The organism is Pseudomonas sp. V98_8 (assembly GCF_029967975.1).
Taxonomy (GTDB): Bacteria; Pseudomonadota; Gammaproteobacteria; order Pseudomonadales; family Pseudomonadaceae; genus Aquipseudomonas; species Aquipseudomonas umsongensis.
The window spans coordinates 41,085-59,095 of sequence record NZ_JASCAE010000086.1 but is presented as its reverse complement, the minus strand read 5'-3'; the positions used below and the strand labels follow the sequence as shown (position 1 = coordinate 59,095).

General features: G+C 59.8%; 17 protein-coding genes. 5 read left to right on the top strand and 12 right to left on the bottom strand.

What is annotated here, in order from left to right; all coding sequences use genetic code 11:
* Positions 1-40: 40 nt before the first annotated feature.
* Positions 41-466 carry a DUF4399 domain-containing protein gene (locus tag QLG10_RS27270; RefSeq protein ID WP_110747909.1) on the bottom strand — a complete coding sequence of 142 codons (426 nt, stop codon included), beginning with the start codon at positions 464-466 and terminating at the stop codon, positions 41-43.
* A 136-nt stretch (positions 467-602) separates the two neighbouring features.
* Here QLG10_RS27270 and QLG10_RS27265 point away from each other — a divergent pair, with 136 nt between their 5' ends.
* Positions 603-1,187, top strand: coding sequence for a transporter substrate-binding domain-containing protein (locus tag QLG10_RS27265; RefSeq protein WP_110747912.1), 585 nt, complete (start codon positions 603-605; stop codon positions 1,185-1,187).
* 123 nt (positions 1,188-1,310) lie between these two features.
* Here the strand turns inward: QLG10_RS27265 and QLG10_RS27260 are convergent, their stop codons facing one another.
* The gene (locus QLG10_RS27260; RefSeq protein ID WP_282488332.1) at positions 1,311-1,796 is read right to left on the bottom strand and encodes a DUF523 domain-containing protein; all 486 of its coding nucleotides are present in this window, start codon (positions 1,794-1,796) and stop codon (positions 1,311-1,313) included.
* A 2-nt stretch (positions 1,797-1,798) separates the two neighbouring features.
* Positions 1,799-2,431, bottom strand: coding sequence for a 2OG-Fe(II) oxygenase (locus QLG10_RS27255; protein WP_188263416.1), 633 nt, complete (start codon positions 2,429-2,431; stop codon positions 1,799-1,801).
* Between the two features lie 108 nt (positions 2,432-2,539).
* Here QLG10_RS27255 and QLG10_RS27250 point away from each other — a divergent pair, with 108 nt between their 5' ends.
* On the top strand, positions 2,540-3,292 hold the full coding sequence (locus tag QLG10_RS27250; RefSeq protein ID WP_110747920.1) for a DUF2059 domain-containing protein: 753 nt from the start codon (positions 2,540-2,542) through the stop codon (positions 3,290-3,292).
* Positions 3,293-3,411: 119 nt separating this feature from the next.
* On the opposite strand, the gene QLG10_RS27245 is transcribed toward QLG10_RS27250, so the two are convergent.
* Complete coding sequence (locus QLG10_RS27245; RefSeq protein WP_110747923.1) at positions 3,412-4,359, bottom strand: alpha/beta hydrolase; 948 nt, start codon at positions 4,357-4,359, stop codon at positions 3,412-3,414.
* A gap of 95 nt (positions 4,360-4,454) precedes the next feature.
* Here QLG10_RS27245 and QLG10_RS27240 point away from each other — a divergent pair, with 95 nt between their 5' ends.
* On the top strand, positions 4,455-5,036 hold the full coding sequence (locus QLG10_RS27240) for a DUF6436 domain-containing protein (RefSeq protein WP_188263415.1): 582 nt from the start codon (positions 4,455-4,457) through the stop codon (positions 5,034-5,036).
* Between the two features lie 109 nt (positions 5,037-5,145).
* Positions 5,146-7,557, top strand: a complete 2,412-nt coding sequence (locus QLG10_RS27235; RefSeq protein WP_282488331.1) for a penicillin acylase family protein — start codon at positions 5,146-5,148, stop codon at positions 7,555-7,557.
* A 136-nt stretch (positions 7,558-7,693) separates the two neighbouring features.
* On the opposite strand, the gene QLG10_RS27230 is transcribed toward QLG10_RS27235, so the two are convergent.
* A complete protein-coding gene (locus QLG10_RS27230) occupies positions 7,694-8,659 on the bottom strand; it encodes a GlxA family transcriptional regulator (RefSeq protein WP_248678738.1) in 966 nt (321 codons plus the stop codon).
* 176 nt (positions 8,660-8,835) lie between these two features.
* Between QLG10_RS27230 and QLG10_RS27225 the strand changes: the two genes are divergently transcribed.
* Positions 8,836-9,477 carry an HD domain-containing protein gene (locus tag QLG10_RS27225; RefSeq protein ID WP_110747933.1) on the top strand — a complete coding sequence of 214 codons (642 nt, stop codon included), beginning with the start codon at positions 8,836-8,838 and terminating at the stop codon, positions 9,475-9,477.
* A gap of 141 nt (positions 9,478-9,618) precedes the next feature.
* Here the strand turns inward: QLG10_RS27225 and QLG10_RS27220 are convergent, their stop codons facing one another.
* From QLG10_RS27220 to QLG10_RS27190, 7 genes are all read right to left on the bottom strand, one after another.
* Complete coding sequence (locus QLG10_RS27220; RefSeq protein WP_110747936.1) at positions 9,619-10,506, bottom strand: ABC transporter permease subunit; 888 nt, start codon at positions 10,504-10,506, stop codon at positions 9,619-9,621.
* Complete coding sequence (locus QLG10_RS27215) at positions 10,503-11,384, bottom strand: ABC transporter permease subunit (RefSeq protein WP_177411572.1); 882 nt, start codon at positions 11,382-11,384, stop codon at positions 10,503-10,505. Before QLG10_RS27215 ends, QLG10_RS27220 begins: the two co-directional genes overlap by 4 nt.
* A 35-nt stretch (positions 11,385-11,419) precedes the next feature.
* On the bottom strand, positions 11,420-12,562 hold the full coding sequence (gene potA, locus QLG10_RS27210) for a polyamine ABC transporter ATP-binding protein (protein ID WP_008064958.1): 1,143 nt from the start codon (positions 12,560-12,562) through the stop codon (positions 11,420-11,422).
* Between the two features lie 71 nt (positions 12,563-12,633).
* The gene (locus QLG10_RS27205) at positions 12,634-13,731 is read right to left on the bottom strand and encodes a polyamine ABC transporter substrate-binding protein (protein WP_033041955.1); all 1,098 of its coding nucleotides are present in this window, start codon (positions 13,729-13,731) and stop codon (positions 12,634-12,636) included.
* 167 nt (positions 13,732-13,898) lie between these two features.
* Entirely contained in the window at positions 13,899-15,011 is a 1,113-nt protein-coding gene (locus QLG10_RS27200) for a polyamine ABC transporter substrate-binding protein (RefSeq protein WP_110747941.1), read from the bottom strand.
* 168 nt (positions 15,012-15,179) lie between these two features.
* Positions 15,180-16,544 carry an aspartate aminotransferase family protein gene (locus QLG10_RS27195; RefSeq protein WP_188263412.1) on the bottom strand — a complete coding sequence of 455 codons (1,365 nt, stop codon included), beginning with the start codon at positions 16,542-16,544 and terminating at the stop codon, positions 15,180-15,182.
* 59 nt (positions 16,545-16,603) lie between these two features.
* Positions 16,604-17,962 (bottom strand): glutamine synthetase family protein, encoded by a 1,359-nt coding sequence (locus QLG10_RS27190; RefSeq protein ID WP_110747944.1) that lies wholly within the window; start codon positions 17,960-17,962, stop codon positions 16,604-16,606.
* Positions 17,963-18,011: the final 49 nt, after the last annotated feature.

The following is an 18,011-nucleotide window of genomic DNA, read 5'->3' as shown; positions in this document are numbered from 1 at the left end:
CGGCATTAAAAAGGGAGCCCCTGCGAAGGGGCTCCCTTTTTTATTTGACGTTTACCGTGATCTTCTCCGAGACGATCGGTGGGTCGAACGGCATGTGACCGCTGTCGCCCAACTCCAGCTGCAAGGTATGCTTGCCCGGCGGCAGCGTTACTTCAGCCTGGGTCTGCGCCTTTCCGAAGTGCAGGTGGTTGGCATCGTTCGGGATTGGCTGGCCGGCCGCCGGCAGTTTGTCCACGTCAATCAGCAGGTGATGGTGGCCCGTGTTTTTGGTGACATCGCCAGCTGGCGCCAACGCGATGTTCTCGACAGCGAACTTCACCACGAACGTCTGCGGAACCGTGGCACCATCTTTGGGAGAAACAATGGACACTTCAGCACCTTTCGGGGCTGGCGTTGCTGCACTGGCCAACACTGAAACGCCCATCAGCAGACCAGCCAGAGCAGCACGTGACATAAAGGTTTTCATTCTCTTCTCCAGTTTTTACGTAAAATTCGCGTGACCATCACAACTTCATGGTCAATCGTTGTCGAAAGGCACTCGACAACCATAGCAAAGCGAGCCTGATCCAGAGCGTCGCGATAATGATTTCAAAGGAGTGACCATGCGTTTTCTGCCTGGCCTGATCTGCCTGCTACCCCTTTTGAGCCCGTTGGCTCATGCCGAACTGATTGACGACGTGAATGATCGCGGTGAATTGCGTATTGCCCTTGAGGCTAATACACCCCCCTTCAGTTTCAAGGAGGACGGCAATCTAAAGGGCTTCGAAGTCGAGTTGGGCCAACTGCTGGCCAACGAACTGGAGGTTCGCGCCGACTTTGTCGTGACAGATGCCAGTGATTTGCTGGCCGGCGTGGAAAGTGGCAAATACGACATCGCCATCAACCACATTGCACAGACCCCGGCGCTGTCGGATCGTTTCGATTTCAGCGAGCCTTACATCAAGGCCAATGCGCAATTGATCGCGCAGAAAGAAGAGCCGCGCTCGATATTGCTGGTGCAGTCGTTGACAGACCAAAAGCCGAAAGCCATCCAGGCAGTGAACTTGTCGATTCCATTCCAGAAGGGTAACCCGGCGTTTCACGCCAGCCTGGAAAGCGCGCTGCAACGGATCAAGGCGGATGGGCGGCTGGAGGCGCTGGAGAAGAAGTGGCTGGGGCCGGATGCCGGAGTGGCACCGAACCCCTGAGTCGCAAGCCAAACCTGTGGGAGCGAGCCTGCTCGCGAATGCGCAGTGTCAGTCGACGCTAGTGTTGTTTGACACACCACTTTCGCGAGCAGGCTCGCTCCCACAGTGGTTTTGTGTGGGTCGTTAATTGAGTTCTGCCAGTGACCGAGCCGCTTCGGCGAGTTCCAGCTCACTGAAGACCCGCACCCCATGGCGCCTGAGCAGCGCCGCCGTGACCCCTTCGCCCGTGACTTTCACTCCGCTGAACGTCCCGTCATAGGTCAACAGATTGCCGCACGAGGGGCTATTGGCCTTGAGCACGGCAATGCGTATGTCGTGTTGTTGCACCAGCTCCAGGGCTTGATAAGCCCCTGACAGAAACTGCGCACTGACATCCTCGCCTTCGATGGTGATCACCGCCGCTTGGCCATCGAGTACATCACCGCCCTGCCCGCCGGGAATTTCCGCCGCCGCCCGTGGCGTCGGCAGGCCACCGGCAACTTCCGGACACAACGGCACCACCCGACCTTCGTCGATCCACCGTTGCAACTGATCGAAAGGCCCGCCGGCCCCGCCGTCATAGCGTACGCGGTGACCCAGCAGGCAGCGGCTTACCAGTATCTTTTGCATGATCAGAATGGCTCATTGCCTCGACGCCGGAACCAGCCGGTCAACGACAGGCGCTCACGGCTCGCAGGCAGGACTTCATGGGGGACCTCTCCCGACAGGAATACCACCAGGCATCCACCGATGGGTACTACATCGTATTGCGCACCTTCGTCCAGGTACATGCGCAACTGACCACCCTGCTCAGGCAGCCAGGCATCGTTGAGATAGACCACCGCCGACACCATGCGCCGGTCGTCGTCACGGAAACGGTCGACATGCTTGAGGTAGAAAGCGCCAGGCGGGTACATCGCGAAATGACTCTCGAAATCCTCCAACCCCAGGAACAGGCCACGGTTGAGCGCCTCACGCAGGCTGTCCATCAACCCCAGATAGCTGTCACAGACCTCAGCCTGGCCGGGCTCGATCCACTGGATATGATCGCCGCGAATCCCCTCGCGAATCTCCGATGAAGGCCCTCGACCCACGGCAGCCGGGGCCAACTCACCTTCGGCCGCACGTTTACGGCACTCAGCCGCCAGCGCTCGGGTCAGATCCTGAGGCAGGAAAATATTCTGCTGCGACCAACCGCGGGTAGCCAGGTCGTCGACGATTTGTAACAGCAGTGGGTGATCAGAAGGTATTTGCATGGCGCGCATAGTATTCCTGCGCCTGAAAATCCGACAGAGCCATGCAGCGGGTTGATACGAATTCTCGACAAGACTGGATGCCACACGGAGAATAGTCGCCTGCTGACAGGAGTCCCTATGCGCCGTTTGCTTTTCTCCCTGCTGATGCTCTGTGTTATGCCCGCCTGGGCAGACGGCCACGACCAACTGTACAAGGTCGCCGGCTGGCCAGAACAACGCGCGCATTTCAACGACGCCCTCACGGCCGCGCAACAGCGCTACCAAAGCAGCCTGCCACCGGCGGTTTTCCAGGCGCTGGTCGACAACAGCAATCAGCGTTTCGCACCCAAGGCCGTGGACCAGCGTGCCGAAGCACAGCTTCGCAAGAACCTCGCCGATCCGAAACCGGCGCTGGCGTTCTTCCAATCGCCGCTGGGCAAGAAAATCGTCGCCGCCGAATTGCTCGCGACCCGCCGCGATCAACTGGCGAAAAATGCCAAGGGCCTGCCCAAGATGCAGGCCAGCGACAGCCGGCTGCTGATCATTGGCCACCTGGCCCAGGCCCTGCCTGCTCGCGAGGCCGGCGCGGAAGTCAGCCTGGCGATTGCCGGTGTTGCGGCCGACAGCCTCAGTTCGATGATCCCCGGCCTGCTCGGCGCCGGCCAGACCCAAAGCATGCTCAATGGGCAGCGCCAGCGCTTGATGGAACAGATCGGCAACGACCTGAACAACACGCTGCTGTACGTCTACCGCGACCTGTCGGATGAGGAACTCGAAGAATTCGCCACATTTGCCGAGTCAGCCGAAGGCAAAGCCTATTACCAGGCGGCGCTGGCGGCGATTCGGGCCGGGTTGGCGGTGGGGCAAAGTACTTCCAACCTGACCCAGTAATTATCAGCGTCCGCTGGACCGCTTTCGCGAGCAGGCTCGCTCCCACAGTGGACCGATTTTTCAGATAGACGCGGTCTAATGTGGGAGCGAGCCTGCTCGCGAAGAGGCCACCAGGGTTGCTAAAGGTTCCGCCCCTTTATCCGCTTGGTCAAAAACCCGAAATACTCCCCGCGCAGCACCAGCGTTTCATTCGCCAGATGATGCCGTGCCTCAGGCAGCATCAATACCTGCGGCCGATCGAACTTGCCCCGCAGCACCTCAAGGTTGTGCTGCCAATCCACCGTCATGTCCGCCTGCCCCTGCACAATCAGCGGTCGTCGAGGGCTGGCGGGTGCCGCTTCGACTCGCTTGATCCAACGCGCCAACGCCCCGACCCATGCCGTCGGCAATCGCAGCGGCTGCAGCGGATCGGCTTGCAGGAACGGCAAGAACTCCGGGTCGTTGGAGTTCTCGCTGAAGCGTCGGGCAATGGCTTTGACGAAAGGCCTGAGCAGGTAATAGCTCAGTTGCGACCAGCCCCACGCCCGTGGCCGCACCAGCGGCGCCAACAGGATCACCTGGCCCTGGGCCGGACTGCCCGCCCCCGCGTTGAGCACATGATCGATCACGATTGCGCCACCGGTACTCTGCCCGCACAGGTGCCAGGGTTGTGGCAGGTCGAGCGATCGGGCTTCGGCAAACAATCCTTGCAGGGTGTCCTGATACTCGGCGAAGTCCTTGATGCTCGCCCGCTCGCCACTGGAAAGCCCATGGCCCGGCAAGTCGCAGGCAATCACGGCGAAGCCTTGCTCCAGCGCCCATTCGATCACATGCCGATAGAGGCCGGTGTGGTCGTAGAACCCGTGAAAGACAAACAGCGTCGCCTTCACCTGCTCTGGCCACCAGACCTGGCTGACCACTTCGTAACCATCGACCTGAAAACGACCCAGGGCGCTGCGAACGTTACGCGAGGAAAAATCCAGCCCATAAAACCGTTGATAAGCCTGGGCCTCCGCTGACAACGGCTGCCCTTGCGCCAGCGGCCGCAGGCTGGCACGCAGATGATCGGGATCGAAGGTCACTGACATGGGCATTCCAGAGCGCGAAGCGGACTTTATAGACCTGCGATATTCATCTGTCGCGGCAAGCATGGCAAGCTAACCGACCCACAAGGAGTGACACCATGCGCTCGCACTATCGCGCCACCCTGCTCGCCAGCTTGCTCGCCCTCGTGTGCGCCGGAGTGCTGTGGGCGGCCTACCATTGGTTTCAGGGGCGCTATCTGCGGGCATTCAGCGAGCACACGGCGATATTCTCCGGTGATCCGCTACGCCTGCCCGACAATCTCGCCGGTCCCGGCGCCATCCGACTCGTGCATTTCTGGGACCCGGCCTGCCCGTGCAATGTGGGCAATCAACAGCACCTGACCGAACTGGTGGAACGCTATGTCCCGCACGGTGTGGAGTTCTATGCAGTACAAAGGCCTGGCAGCCACGGCCAACTACCCGCCACGCTCAGCAGCCTGAAAACCATCGACGTCCTGCCGGGCTCCGAACAGATTCCCGCCAGCCCCGCCGTGGCGATCTGGGACCGCAATGGCAGGCTGGCGTACTTCGGGCCCTACAGTGAAGGCCTGACCTGCAATTCCAGCAACAGCTTTATCGAGCCGATCCTGCAGGCGCTGAACGAAGGCCGCGAAGTGAGTGCCACGCACACACTGGCCGTGGGGTGTTACTGCCCGTGGCCTGTCGTCCCGACGAGTTAACGCAGGCAGCAAACGAGAATCCCTCCTACGGGCGATGGGCCAAACCGGCTTGTCGTGTTAAACAGTCTCGCCAGGGAATTGCTGTCACACATAACAATAAGGAGTCACCATGAAACGTAGCCTGACCGCGCTCGGTTTGCTGATCGTCGCGCTCGCCGTCGGCGCCGGTTGGTACGTCTACAGCAAGCAGCCATCACGCCAGGGCATGGTGGAACTGCAGCACCTGCAAGGTTCGGTCACCGTGCGCTATGACGAGCGCGGTATCCCGCACATCCGTGCCGACAACGAAACCGACCTGTACCGCGCCCTCGGCTATGTCCATGCCCAGGATCGGTTGTTCCAGATGGAGGTTTTGCGTCGCCTTGCCCGGGGCGAACTGGCCGAGGTGCTCGGACCGAAACTGCTCGACACCGACAGGCTGATGCGCAGCCTGCGCATTCGCGAACGCGCCGAAACCTATCTGGCGAACATGGACAAGCAATCGCCTGCCTTCCTTGCCCTGCAGGCTTACCTGGACGGCATCAACCAGTACCAGGACGGTCACGCCAAACCCGTAGAGTTCGATGTGCTGGGCATAACCAAGCGCCCGTTCACGGCGCAGGACACCATCAGCATCGCCGGCTACATGGCCTACAGTTTTGCTGCGGCGTTTCGCACCGAACCGCTGCTGACCTACGTGCGTGATCAATTGGGCGCCGGCTATCTGAGTGTGTTCGATCTCGACTGGCAGGCCAAGGGCGTGCTGGCGACCCCACACGGCGCGGCCCCGTCGCCCCTCGCCAGCACCGACTGGAAAGACCTCAACGCCCTCGCCCGCCTGAGCGAACAGGCCCTGGCCGACAATGGCTTGCCGCAGTTCGAGGGCAGCAATGCGTGGGCAGTTGCCGGCAACCGCACCAATAGCGGCAAGCCGCTGCTGGCCGGAGACCCACACATCCGTTTTTCCGCACCGTCGGTTTGGTACGAAGCACAGCTCTCGGCACCGGGCTTTGAACTCTATGGTCATTACCAGGCCCTGATGCCGTTCGCTTCACTGGGCATGAACCGGGACTTCGGCTGGAGCATCACCATGTTCCAGAACGACGATCTCGACCTGATTGCCGAAAAGGTCAATCCGGACAATCCGAATCAGGTCTGGTATCGCGGCAAGTGGGTAGACCTGGTCAGCAGCGAACAACAGATCGCGGTCAAGGGCCAGGCGCCAGTCACCCTGACGCTGCGCCAGTCACCCCATGGTCCGATCGTCAACGATGCGCTGGGCAAGAGCGTCGGCAAAACGCCGATCGCCATGTGGTGGGGCTTTCTCGAAAGCCAGAACCCGATCATCGAAGGCTTCTACCAGCTCAACCGTGCTGACACCCTGGCCAAGGCCCGTAGCGCTGCCGCCAAGGTCCAGGCTCCCGGCCTGAACATCGTCTGGGCCAATGCCAAGGGTGATATCGGCTGGTGGGCTGCGGCGCAATTGCCCAAGCGCCCTGCCGGGGTGCTGCCGTGGTTTATCCTCGATGGCAGCACCAGCGATGCCGACAAGGACGGCTTCTATCCGTTCAGCGCCAACCCGCAGGAAGAGAACCCGGCACGGGGCTATATCGTCTCGGCCAACTTCCAGCCGCTGTCGCCGACAGGAATGGAGATTCCCGGCTATTACAACCTCGCTGACCGAGGCCAGCAGCTCAATCGCCAGCTCAGCGACAAGAACGTCAAGTGGGATCTGGACAGTAGCCAGAAGCTGCAACTGGGCACCACCACCGCCTACGGCACGCGCCTGCTGGCGCCACTGATACCGACCCTGCGCGAAGTGGTCAGCGACCCTGCAGAGCTCAAGCTGGTGGAGCAACTGGCCCAGTGGCAAGGCGACTACCCGCTGGAGTCCACCAGCGCGACGCTGTTCAACCAGTTCCTGTTCAACCTGGCTGACGCGGCGATGCATGACGAACTGGGCAATGACTTCTTCGAAACGCTGCTCTCGACCCGGGTGATCGATGCTGCCCTGCCGCGCCTGGCAGCGACGGCGGATTCACCGTGGTGGGACAACCGTAATACCCTCGGCAAGGAAACCCGCGCCGACACCGTCAAGGTCGCGTGGCTTGCCAGCATCGCCCACCTCAAGGCCACCCTGGGTGCCGATTCCTCACAATGGCAATGGGGCAAGGCGCACACGTTGACCCATGGCCATCCACTGGGGCAGCAAAAGCCGCTGGACCGGATTTTCAATATCGGACCGTTCGCGGCCCCGGGCACCCATGAAGTGCCGAACAACCTGTCGGCCAAGATCGGCCCGGCACCGTGGCCGGTGACGTACGGCCCATCGACCCGGCGCCTGATCGACTTCGCCGACCCCGCCCACAGTTTGACGGTCAACCCGGTCGGCCAGAGTGGCGTGCCGTTCGACAAACACTTTGACGATCAGGCTGAGGCGTATATCGAGGGGATTTACTTCCAGGCGCATCTCAATGATGAAGAAGTGACGGCGAATACGCGCAGTACTTTGAAGTTGCTGCCGGCGCGGTCAGGACAATGAATCTCTATTGACCGGACTGACGCCTTCGCGAGCAAGCCCGCTCCCACATTGGACCGAGCCCGCCTGAATAACTCGATCAACTGTGGGAGCGAGCCTGCTCGCGAAGAGGCCCTCAAGAACAACACAAATTCATGTCTCAAACCATCGCTGCAAAGTTCTGCCGAAACTGCTGCGGCGTCACCCCCAGCCTGCGGTTGAACACGCTGCGCATGTGCTGGGCATCGCGGAAACCGCACTGGTAAGCCACGGTCTTGAGCGGCGCGCGGGTGCTTTCCAGCATCACCCGCGCCGCATCCACGCGCGCGCGCTCGACAAACTCGGCCGGGGTGACTTTCGCTTCCTTTGCAAATACCCGGGAAAAGTTGCGTGCACTCATGTTGGCGGCATTGGCCAGGTCGGCGATGGTCAGGTCACCGGTCAAGTTCGCCAACACATAATGCTGGACCATCGCTACCGCCGAGGTCGGATGCGCGTGGGGCGTGAGAAACGGGCTGAACTGTGACTGCCCACCCGAGCGCTGGGTGAACACCACCAAGCGTTTTGCCACGCTCAAGGCCACGTCCGGCCCGTGATCACGGCCCAGCAGATACAGCGACAGATCGATCCCGGCCGTAACCCCTGCCGAAGTGAAAAGCTCGCCGTCCTGAACGTAAAGCCGATCGGCATCGACTTGAGTTGTCGGACACAAATCCGCCAACGCTGCGGCATCGCCCCAATGGGTGGTCACCGTCCGCCCTTCCAGCAATCCCGCCCGGGCGAGCATGAAGGCGCCATTGCAGATCGAACCAAAGCGATGCGCCCGTGCGCAGGCATCGCGCAGCCAGGCATCGAATGCAGCGCCGAACGTCATGAACGGCAATTGTGGCCCGCCGGCTACCAACAGCAGGTCATAAGCCTCCAGCGCCTCGCTGAAATGCCGATGGGCGTTGAGCGTCAAACCGTTGGAACACGCCATCACCCCGCGCTCAACACCAATCACCTCCAACCGATAGTGATCCTCGGGGGCAAGGAAGCGATTGGCTTCGCAAAACACATCCATGGGACCCGTGACGTCCAACGACTGGACGCCGGCGAACACGACGATGGCAACGGTTTTGCTCATGGTTCAAAGCGCCTCTCATGGCATTGGTCAAAACGCTCCTGCAGGGTCTGCGAGGTTGGCGCGATATGCATGCTCATTGGCAAGGATCGCAGCCATGGATCGATTGTCCCGTTTGAAGCCCGCGAACAGACTTTAACCCTCAGCGCCGCCCCGGCGTCAACTTTGAGGAGAAGCCCATGAGCACCACCATCGCCGGCATCAGGATCCCCGACAGCGCCTTGGCCAGAGCCACCACCGAATACATCCGTGACATCGAATCCGACCTGCTCTACCACCACTCCCGCCGGGTATTCCTGTTCGGGGCGCTGAGCGGCGAACGCAAGCAACTGGCCTACAACCCGGAGCTTTTGTATGTCGGCGCGATGTTCCATGACCTGGGCCTGGTGGACGGTTATCGCAGCGCCAACGAACGCTTCGAAGTCGATGGCGCCAACGCGGCGGCAGCCTTCCTCAAGCCCTACGGATTCAGCGATGACGACATCGAGCAAGTCTGGCTGTCGATCGCCCTGCACACCACGCCGGGCGTGCCGCAACACCTGCGGCCGACCGTGGCGCTGGTGACCGCAGGCGTTGAAATGGATGTGCTGGGCATGGACTACGCGGCGTTTTCCACCGTGCAGCGTGAAGCGGTGGTGCATGCGCATCCACGGGGCGAAGGGTTCAAGGAGTGCATCATCTGCGCCTTTGCCGACGGCTTGCGCCATCGTCCGCAGACCACGTTCGGCAATGTGAAGACCGATGTCTTGATAGATCAGGAGCCGGGGTTCAAGCCGATGAATTTTGTCGAAATCATTCGCCAATCCCCTTGGGTTGCCTAAAGCAAATGTGGGAGCGGGCTTGCTCGCGAAGAGGGAGTGTCAGTCCACATATTCGTGACTGACACTCCGCTTTCGCGAGCAAGCCCGCTCCCACATTAGATTCGGGTTGGTCACAGGATTGTGGTCAACCCGATTTAAGACTCACGCCGCTTCCGGCTGCGCGCGACGCACGTCCGGTTGCTTCCACGAATCGGCAGCGCTTTCCTCGATGGCTTGCTGGACCGCACGCTTGCGCGCTTCTTCGGCGCGACGGCTGAAGAACCAGACCAGGAACGTCATCAGCGACACCGCCAGCAGAATCAGGCTGGCCACGGCGTTGATCTCGGGCTTCACGCCCAGGCGCACCGCCGAGAACACTTCCATCGGCAAGGTCGTGGAACCCGGGCCCGACACGAAGCTCGCCAACACCAGGTCATCCAGCGACAGGGCAAACGACATCATGCCGCCGGCCGCCAGCGATGGAGCGATCATCGGGATGGTGATCAGGAAGAACACCTTCCACGGTTTAGCGCCCAGGTCCATGGCCGCTTCTTCGATGGACAGGTCCAGTTCACGCAAACGCGCCGACACCACCACCGCCACATACGCCGCACAGAACGTGGTGTGAGCGATCCAGATCGTCACGATGCCACGCTCCTGCGGCCAGCCGATCATCTGCGCCATGGCCACGAACAGCAGCAACAGCGACAGACCAGTGATCACTTCGGGCATCACCAATGGCGCCGTGACCAGGCCGCCGAACAGCGTACGGCCCTTGAAGTGGGTGATACGGGTCAGGACGAACGCGGCCAACGTTCCCAGTGCGACTGCCGCCACCGCCGTGTAGCAGGCGATTTCCAGCGAACGCACCACCGAGCCCATCAGTTGGGTGTTGTCCATCAGGCCGACGTACCACTTGATCGACCAACCGCCCCACACGGTCACCAGCTTCGAGGCGTTGAAGGAGTAGATCACCAGGATCAGCATCGGCAGATAGATGAACAACAAACCCAGTACCAGCATCAGGCTGGAGAAACGGAAGCGTTTCATTCTTTACCCTCCATTTCCTTGGCCTGACTGCGGTTGAACAGGATGATCGGCACAATCAGGATCGCCAGCATCACCACCGCCAGGGCGGATGCCACCGGCCAGTCACGGTTGTTGAAGAACTCTTGCCAGAGCACTTTACCGATCATCAGGGTCTCCGGACCGCCGAGCAGTTCCGGGATCACGAACTCGCCCACCACCGGGATGAACACCAGCATGCAGCCGGCGATGATGCCGTTTTTCGACAGCGGCACGGTGATCTTCCAGAAGCTGTTGAAGGTGCTCGAACCAAGATCCGACGCGGCCTCCAGCAGGCTGGTGTCGTGTTTCACCAGGTTGGCGTACAGCGGCAGGATCATGAACGGCAGGTAGGAATAGACCACGCCGATGTACACGGCGAGGTTGGTGTTGAGGATCTGCAGCGGCTCACTGATCCAGCCCATGCTCATCAGGAAACCGTTGAGCAGGCCGTTGTTGCTGAGGATGCCCATCCACGCGTAGACGCGGATCAGGATCGCGGTCCAGGTCGGCATCATGATCAGCAGGACCAACACCGTTTGCAGCTCTTTGCGGGCACTGGCGATGGCGTAGGCCATCGGATAGCCGATCAGCAGACAGAGGATGGTGCTGAAGAGTGCCATCTTCAACGAGCCGAGATAAGCGGCGATGTACAACTCGTCGTCGCCGAGCATTACGTAGTTGCCCAGGTTCAGCAGCACCTGCAATTTCTGTTCGGCGTAGCTGTAGATCTCGGTGTACGGCGGGATGGCCACGTCGGCTTCGGCGAAGCTGATCTTCAGGACGATGAAGAACGGCAACATGAAGAACAGGAACAGCCAGATGAAGGGAACCCCGATGACCAGCTGGCGGCCACCGGGAATTATTCGATTGAGGCGGCGTTTGAATTTGCGCATGTTCATGAGCGAAGTACCACGCCGCTATCGTCTTCCCAATACACGTACACCTGGTCACCCCAGGTTGGTCGCTGGCCACGGCGCTCGGCGTTGGCGACGAACGACTGGACGATCTTGCCGCTCGGCAGTTCGACGTAGAACACCGAGTGACCACCGAGGTAGGCGATGTCGTGCACTTTGCCGCTGGACCAGTTGTATTCACAGGTCGGCATGGTCGGGGTCACGAGCAGTTTTTCCGGACGGATCGCATAGGTCACGGATTTGTCCTGCACCGAGGTGCTGATGCCGTGGCCCACGTAGATCTTCCGGTCGAGGTCCTTGCAGGTGATGATCGCGTGGCCCTCGGCGTCGTCGATCACTTCACCGTCGAAGATGTTGACGTTGCCGATGAATTCGCAGACCAGGCGGCTGGTCGGGGTTTCATAAATGTCGATCGGGCTGCCGATCTGGGCGATCCAGCCCAGGTGCATGATCGCGATGCGCTCGGCCATGGTCATGGCCTCTTCCTGGTCGTGGGTCACCATCACGCAGGTCACGCCAACGCGCTCGATGATCTCGACCAGCTCCAGCTGCATTTGCGAACGCAGTTTTTTATCCAGCGCGCCCATCGGTTCGTCGAGCAGCAGCAGCTTTGGACGCTTGGCCAGCGAACGGGCCAGGGCCACACGCTGGCGCTGGCCACCGGACAACTGATGCGGCTTGCGCTTGGCGTACTGGGTCATCTGAACCAGCTTGAGCATATCGGCCACGCGCGCATCGATCTCAGCGGCGGGCAGTTTGTCCTGCTTGAGGCCGAAGGCGATGTTCTGCGCCACGGTCATGTGCGGGAACAAGGCGTAGGACTGGAACATCATGTTGATCGGCCGCTCGTACGGCGGCATGTCAGTGATGTCCACGCCATCGAGGAAGATCCGTCCTTCAGTCGGTCGTTCGAAGCCGGCGAGCATGCGCAGCAGGGTGGATTTGCCCGATCCCGAACCGCCGAGCAGGGCGAAAATCTCGCCTTTCTTGATTTCCAGGGACACATCGTCCACGGCAATCGTCTCGTCGAACTTCTTCGTGACCCGGTCGATTTTGACCAGCACCTGTTTAGGTGACTGGTCGCCCTCGAGGGCTTTCTTATAGGCGCCGGAGGCAACTGCCATTTACGAAACTCCCAAAAAAAGAGTGCAGTTCGCTCAAGGTGAGCCAACCTTGGATAGTTTGAGCCTTGAAGCTATTTACCCGACTTGACCTTGGTCCAGCTGCGGGTCATCAAACGTTGTATGTTTGGTGGTAACTCGATGGACACGTAGGTCTTGTCGAGTACCGCTTGCGGTGGATAAACCGCTTCGTCGGTGCGAATGGACTGTTCCATCAGTTTGTCCGACCCGGGGTTAGGGTTGGCGTAGCCGACGTAATCACTGACCTGGGCAATCACCTCGGGTTTCAGCAAATAGTTGATGAACGCGTGCGCTTCCTTGACGTTGGCCGAATCCTTTGGAATCGCCAGCATGTCGAACCACAGCGCACCGCCTTCCTTGGGAATCGAATAGGCGATGTCCACGCCCTTCTTCGCTTCGGCCGCGCGGTTGCGGGCCTGGAACATGTCACCGGAGAAACCGATGGCCACGCAGATATCGCCGTTGGCCAGGTCCGCGATGTATTTGGAGGAGTGGAAGTAAGTCACGTAAGGCCGAACCGCCAGCAGCTTGGCTTCGGCTTTTTTGTAGTCTTCAGGGTTGGTGCTATTAGCATCCAGGCCCATGTAGTTGAGGACCGTCGGCATCATTTCATCGGCGGAATCGAGGAACGCCACGCCGCAACTTTGCAGCTTCTTGATGTTCTCCGGTTCGAATACCGCCGCCCAGGAATCGATCTTGTCGACGCCCAGCGCAGCCTTGACCTTTTCGGGGTTGTAACCGATGCCGTTGGTGCCCCACAGGTACGGCACGGCGTACAGGTTACCCGGATCGTTCTGCTCCAGGCGCTTGAGCAGCACCGGATCGAGGTTCGAATAGTTCGGCAACTTCGACTTGTCGAGCTTCTGGAAAGCACCGGCCTTGATCTGTTTGCCGAGGAAATGGTTGGACGGCACGACCACGTCATAACCGGTACGCCCGGCCAGCAACTTGCCTTCCAGGGTTTCGTTGGAATCGAATACGTCATAAACCGGTTTGATGCCGGTCTCTTTCTGGAAGTCGGCCAGGGTGGTCTCGCCGATATAGTCCGACCAGTTATAAATATGCACGGTGCCGGCAGCCTGAACATTGACGGCAAGCGTCAACCCGGCAGCGACCAGCATGGCATTGCGCAACAAAGAAAAAATAGGCAAGTGGAGGTCCTCTAAAATGAGTTGGGCTCAAGTTGCCCCGCGTTACATGACAGCCATGGCTGCCTTACAACAAAACCGGCGCGCAACTTACCCTCGAAAAACCGTTCCAGCAAACTTTATGAGAATCCTTGCAGGAGCGAGCATGCTCGCTCCTGCAAGGGTTTTACTTATTTACCCGATTTGATCTTGGTCCAGCTGCGAGTCATGATCCGCTGGGTCGCGGCCGGCAGGTCAGCAATCGCGTACAGCTTGGCCAGCACGTCAGCCGGTGGGTAGACGCCTGGATCGCTGGTGATGTCTTTGTCAACCAACGGCGTGGCCGCCGCGTTACCGTTCGGGAAGCGTACGGCGTTGGTGATTTCAGCCATGATTTCCGGCTTCTGCAGGAAGGTCATGAACTTGTAGGCGCCTTCGACGTTTTCGGCATCTTTAGGAATGGCGACCATGTCGTAGAAGCTGCCAGCACCTTCCTTGGGAATGTTGTAGCTGACTTTCACCTTGTCACCGGCTTCAGCCGCGCGGGACTTGGCCTGGTAGATGTCGCCCGAGTAACCCACGGCCACGCAGATGTTGCCGTTGGCCAGGTCGGAGATGTACTTGGACGAGTGGAAATAGGCGATCGAAGGACGAACCTTCATGATCAGCGCTTCAGCCTTGTCGATATCTTCTTTCTTCTGGCTGTCGGTTGGCAGGCCCAGGTAGTGCAACGCCACCGGAATCATCTCGGTTGGCGAATCCAGCAGGCTGATACCGCACGACTTCAGCTTGGCGGCATTTTCAGGCTTGAAGATCAGGTCCCAGGAATCGACCGGAGCGTCGGCGCCCAGTGCAGCCTTGACCTTCTCGGCGTTGAAGCCGATGCCGATCGAGCCCCACATGTAAGGGAAGGCATGCTCGTTACCCGGGTCGCTCACCGATACCGCTTTGAGCAGGTCGGTGTTCAGGTTTTTCCAGTTTGGCAGCTTGGACTTGTCCAGCTTCTGGTAGACGCCAGCCTTGATCTGCTTGGCCAGGAAGTTGTTCGACGGTACGACGATGTCATAACCGGACTTGCCTGCCAGCAACTTGGCTTCGAGGGTTTCGTTACTGTCGAAAACGTCATAGACCACTTTGATGCCGGACTCGTCCTCAAACTTCTTGATCGTGTCCGGAGCGATGTAGTCGGACCAGTTATAGACGTGCAACACCTTGTCGTCCGCCTGGACCGCACCCGCCATAATGCCCATCAGGGACATGGCGAGGAGAGTCTTGCCAGCAAGCTTTTTTCCTAATGCCTTCATGCGTAATGCTCCAAATTTTTCTTTTTAGAACCACTTCGTTCAGCGGCCGAACCCGGACAACTGGAACCGCAGCTAGTCTGGCAAGATCCAAGGCGGTCTTTCAAGGAAAGGCCGCCCTTTATGATTGCCCTGAGCGAAAGTTTCATACTTGCGCTCAGAGCCTAGCACTTAGGCCTGCAACGCACTCAGGGTCAGGTCCAGGCACTTGCGTGCCTTGGTCACCAACTCATCGATTTCCGCAGGCGAGATCACCAGCGGTGGCGCGATGATCATGGTGTCCCCGACCGCACGCATGATCAGCCCGTTATCGAAGCAGAACTGCCGGCAGATCATGCCGACGCCCTTGCCTTCATAACGCTTGCGCGTGGCTTTGTCCTGAACCAGTTCGATTGCCCCCAGCAGGCCTACCCCACGAACTTCGCCCACCAATGGGTGATCATTCAGCTCGCGCAGACGTTTCTGCAAATACGGTGCCGTTTCTGTCTTCACGCGCTCGACAATTTTTTCGTCGCGCAGGATACGGATGTTTTCCAGGCCTACAGCCGCCGCCACCGGGTGCCCGGAGTAGGTGAAACCGTGGTTGAAATCGCCGCCTTCGTTGAGCACTTCGACCACTTCATCGCGCACGATCAGGCCACCCATAGGGATGTAGCCGGAGGTCAGGCCTTTGGCGATGGTCATCATGTCCGGCTTGAGGTCGTAGAAGTCGCTGCCGAACCACTCACCGGTACGGCCGAAACCGCAAATCACTTCGTCGGCCACGAACAGAATGTCGTACTTGGCGAGGATTTCCTTGATGCGCGGCCAGTAGGTGTCTGGCGGAATGATCACGCCGCCGGCGCCCTGGATTGGCTCGGCAATAAATGCACCGACGTTGTCCACGCCGACTTCCAGAATCTTCTCTTCCAACTGATTGGCAGCCCAGATCCCGAACTCTTCAGGGGTCATGTCGCCGCCTTCGGCGAACCAGTATGGCTGGGCGATGTGGACGATGCCCGGAATCGGCAAGTCGCCCTGTTCGTGCATGTAGGTCATGCCGCCCAGGCTCGCGCCTGCCACAGTGGAACCGTGATAGCCATTCTTGCGGCTGATGATGACCTTTTTCTTCGGCTGGCCCTTGATTGCCCAATAGTGACGAACCATTCGCAGCATGGTGTCGTTGCCTTCAGAGCCGGAACCGGTGAAGAACACGTGGTTCATGCCTTCTGGCGCGACATCGGCGATGGCCTTGGCCAGCTCCAGCACCGGCGGGTGAGCGGTCTGGAAGAACAGGTTGTAGTACGGCAGCTCGCGCATCTGCTTGCTGGCGGCGTCCGCCAGTTCATCGCGACCGTAACCAATGGCTACGCACCACAGACCAGCCATGCCGTCGAGGATCTTGTTGCCTTCGCTGTCCCACAGGTAAACGCCCTTGGCGTTGGTGATGATCCGCGGGCCTTTCTCTTTCAGCTGCTTGAAGTCGCTGAACGGGGCCAGGTGGTGATCGCTGCTCAGGGTTTGCCATTCACGGGTTTGCGGGTTGTTGCTGGTCATACCAATCTCCTAAAAATTCCAGGTGAGAGCGCCACCCGACAACAGCGGCGCACGGCGCGTCAGACGGCAAAAAGCAGGAATTCCCGTTCCCACGAACTGATCACGCGCTTGAAGTTTTCATGCTCGGCCCGCTTGACCGCGACGTAGCCAGTGATGAAATTTTTGCCCAGGTACTTCTCGATGGTCGCGCTGTTTTCCATGCGTTCCAGCGCATCTTCGATGGTCAGCGGCAGGCGCAGGTTGCGGCGCTCATAGCCACGACCCACCACCGGCGCACTCGGGTTGAGGCCTTCGACCATGCCGATATAACCGCACAGCAGGCTCGCGGCGATGGCCAGGTACGGGTTGGCATCGGCACCCGGCAGACGGTTTTCCACGCGCCGGTTTTGTGGACCGGCATCCGGTACCCGCAGGCCCACGGTGCGATTCTCTTCGCCCCATTCCACGTTCACCGGTGCCGAGGTGTCCGGCAGGAACCGGCGGAACGAGTTGACGTTGGGGGCGAACAGCGGCAGCAGCTCGGGAATCAATTTCTGCAGGCCACCGATGTGCTGCAGGAACAGCTCGCTCATGGTCCCGTCTTCATTGGAGAAGATATTCTTCCCGGTCTCGATGTCGATGATGCTCTGGTGCAGGTGCATGGCACTGCCCGGTTCGCCGGTCATCGGCTTGGCCATGAAGGTCGCTGCCACGTCGTGCTTGAGCGCGGCTTCGCGCATGGTGCGCTTGAACACCAGGATCTGGTCCGCCAGGGACAGGGCATCGCCATGACGGAAGTTGATTTCCATCTGCGCCGTGCCGTCTTCGTGGATCAGCGTGTCGAGGTCCAGTTCCTGCAATTCGCACCAGTCATAGACGTCCTCGAACAACGGATCGAATTCGTTCGCCGCCTCGATGGAGAACGACTGGCGACCGATTTCCGGACGCCCGGAGCGGCCGATCGGCGGCTGCAACGGATAATCCGGGTCGTCGCTGCGCTTGGTCAGGTAGAACTCCATTTCCGGCGCCACGATCGGCTGCCAGCCTTTGTCGGCATAGAGTTTCAGGACCTTCTTGAGCACGTTGCGCGGCGACAGCTCGATCGGGTTGCCCTGCTTGTCATAGGTATCGTGGATGACGATGGCGGTCGGTTCGATGGCCCATGGCACCGGAAACACCGCGTTCTGGTCGGGGCGGCAGATCATGTCGATGTCGGCCGGGTCGAGCAGCTCGTAATAGATGTCGTCTTCGACGTAATCGCCGGTCACGGTCTGCAGCAGCACACTTTCTGGCAGACGCATGCCTTTTTCGGCGATGAATTTGTTGGTCGGCGAAATCTTGCCCCGGGTAATCCCGGTCAAGTCGGCGATCATGCATTCGACTTCTGTGATCTTGTGGTCTTTCAACCAATCGGTGAGCTGGTCGAGGTTGTTACTCATAAATGCCTCTAGGCTTTGAGTTCCCTGACGCTTGAGGTCAGGCGATAGT

What these genes read in the sequence shown, in the direction of transcription:
- QLG10_RS27270 (WP_110747909.1), bottom strand. Translation starts at nt 466, where the DNA reads ATGAAAACCTTTATGTCACGTGCTGCTCTGGCTGGTCTGCTGATGGGC.
- QLG10_RS27265 (WP_110747912.1), top strand. Translation starts at nt 603, where the DNA reads ATGCGTTTTCTGCCTGGCCTGATCTGCCTGCTACCCCTTTTGAGCCCG.
- QLG10_RS27260 (WP_282488332.1), bottom strand. Translation starts at nt 1,796, where the DNA reads ATGCAAAAGATACTGGTAAGCCGCTGCCTGCTGGGTCACCGCGTACGC.
- QLG10_RS27255 (WP_188263416.1), bottom strand. Translation starts at nt 2,431, where the DNA reads ATGCGCGCCATGCAAATACCTTCTGATCACCCACTGCTGTTACAAATC.
- QLG10_RS27250 (WP_110747920.1), top strand. Translation starts at nt 2,540, where the DNA reads ATGCGCCGTTTGCTTTTCTCCCTGCTGATGCTCTGTGTTATGCCCGCC.
- QLG10_RS27245 (WP_110747923.1), bottom strand. Translation starts at nt 4,359, where the DNA reads ATGTCAGTGACCTTCGATCCCGATCATCTGCGTGCCAGCCTGCGGCCG.
- QLG10_RS27240 (WP_188263415.1), top strand. Translation starts at nt 4,455, where the DNA reads ATGCGCTCGCACTATCGCGCCACCCTGCTCGCCAGCTTGCTCGCCCTC.
- QLG10_RS27235 (WP_282488331.1), top strand. Translation starts at nt 5,146, where the DNA reads ATGAAACGTAGCCTGACCGCGCTCGGTTTGCTGATCGTCGCGCTCGCC.
- QLG10_RS27230 (WP_248678738.1), bottom strand. Translation starts at nt 8,659, where the DNA reads ATGAGCAAAACCGTTGCCATCGTCGTGTTCGCCGGCGTCCAGTCGTTG.
- QLG10_RS27225 (WP_110747933.1), top strand. Translation starts at nt 8,836, where the DNA reads ATGAGCACCACCATCGCCGGCATCAGGATCCCCGACAGCGCCTTGGCC.
- QLG10_RS27220 (WP_110747936.1), bottom strand. Translation starts at nt 10,506, where the DNA reads ATGAAACGCTTCCGTTTCTCCAGCCTGATGCTGGTACTGGGTTTGTTG.
- potA (WP_008064958.1), bottom strand. Translation starts at nt 12,562, where the DNA reads ATGGCAGTTGCCTCCGGCGCCTATAAGAAAGCCCTCGAGGGCGACCAG.
- QLG10_RS27200 (WP_110747941.1), bottom strand. Translation starts at nt 15,011, where the DNA reads ATGAAGGCATTAGGAAAAAAGCTTGCTGGCAAGACTCTCCTCGCCATG.
- QLG10_RS27195 (WP_188263412.1), bottom strand. Translation starts at nt 16,544, where the DNA reads ATGACCAGCAACAACCCGCAAACCCGTGAATGGCAAACCCTGAGCAGC.
- QLG10_RS27190 (WP_110747944.1), bottom strand. Translation starts at nt 17,962, where the DNA reads ATGAGTAACAACCTCGACCAGCTCACCGATTGGTTGAAAGACCACAAG.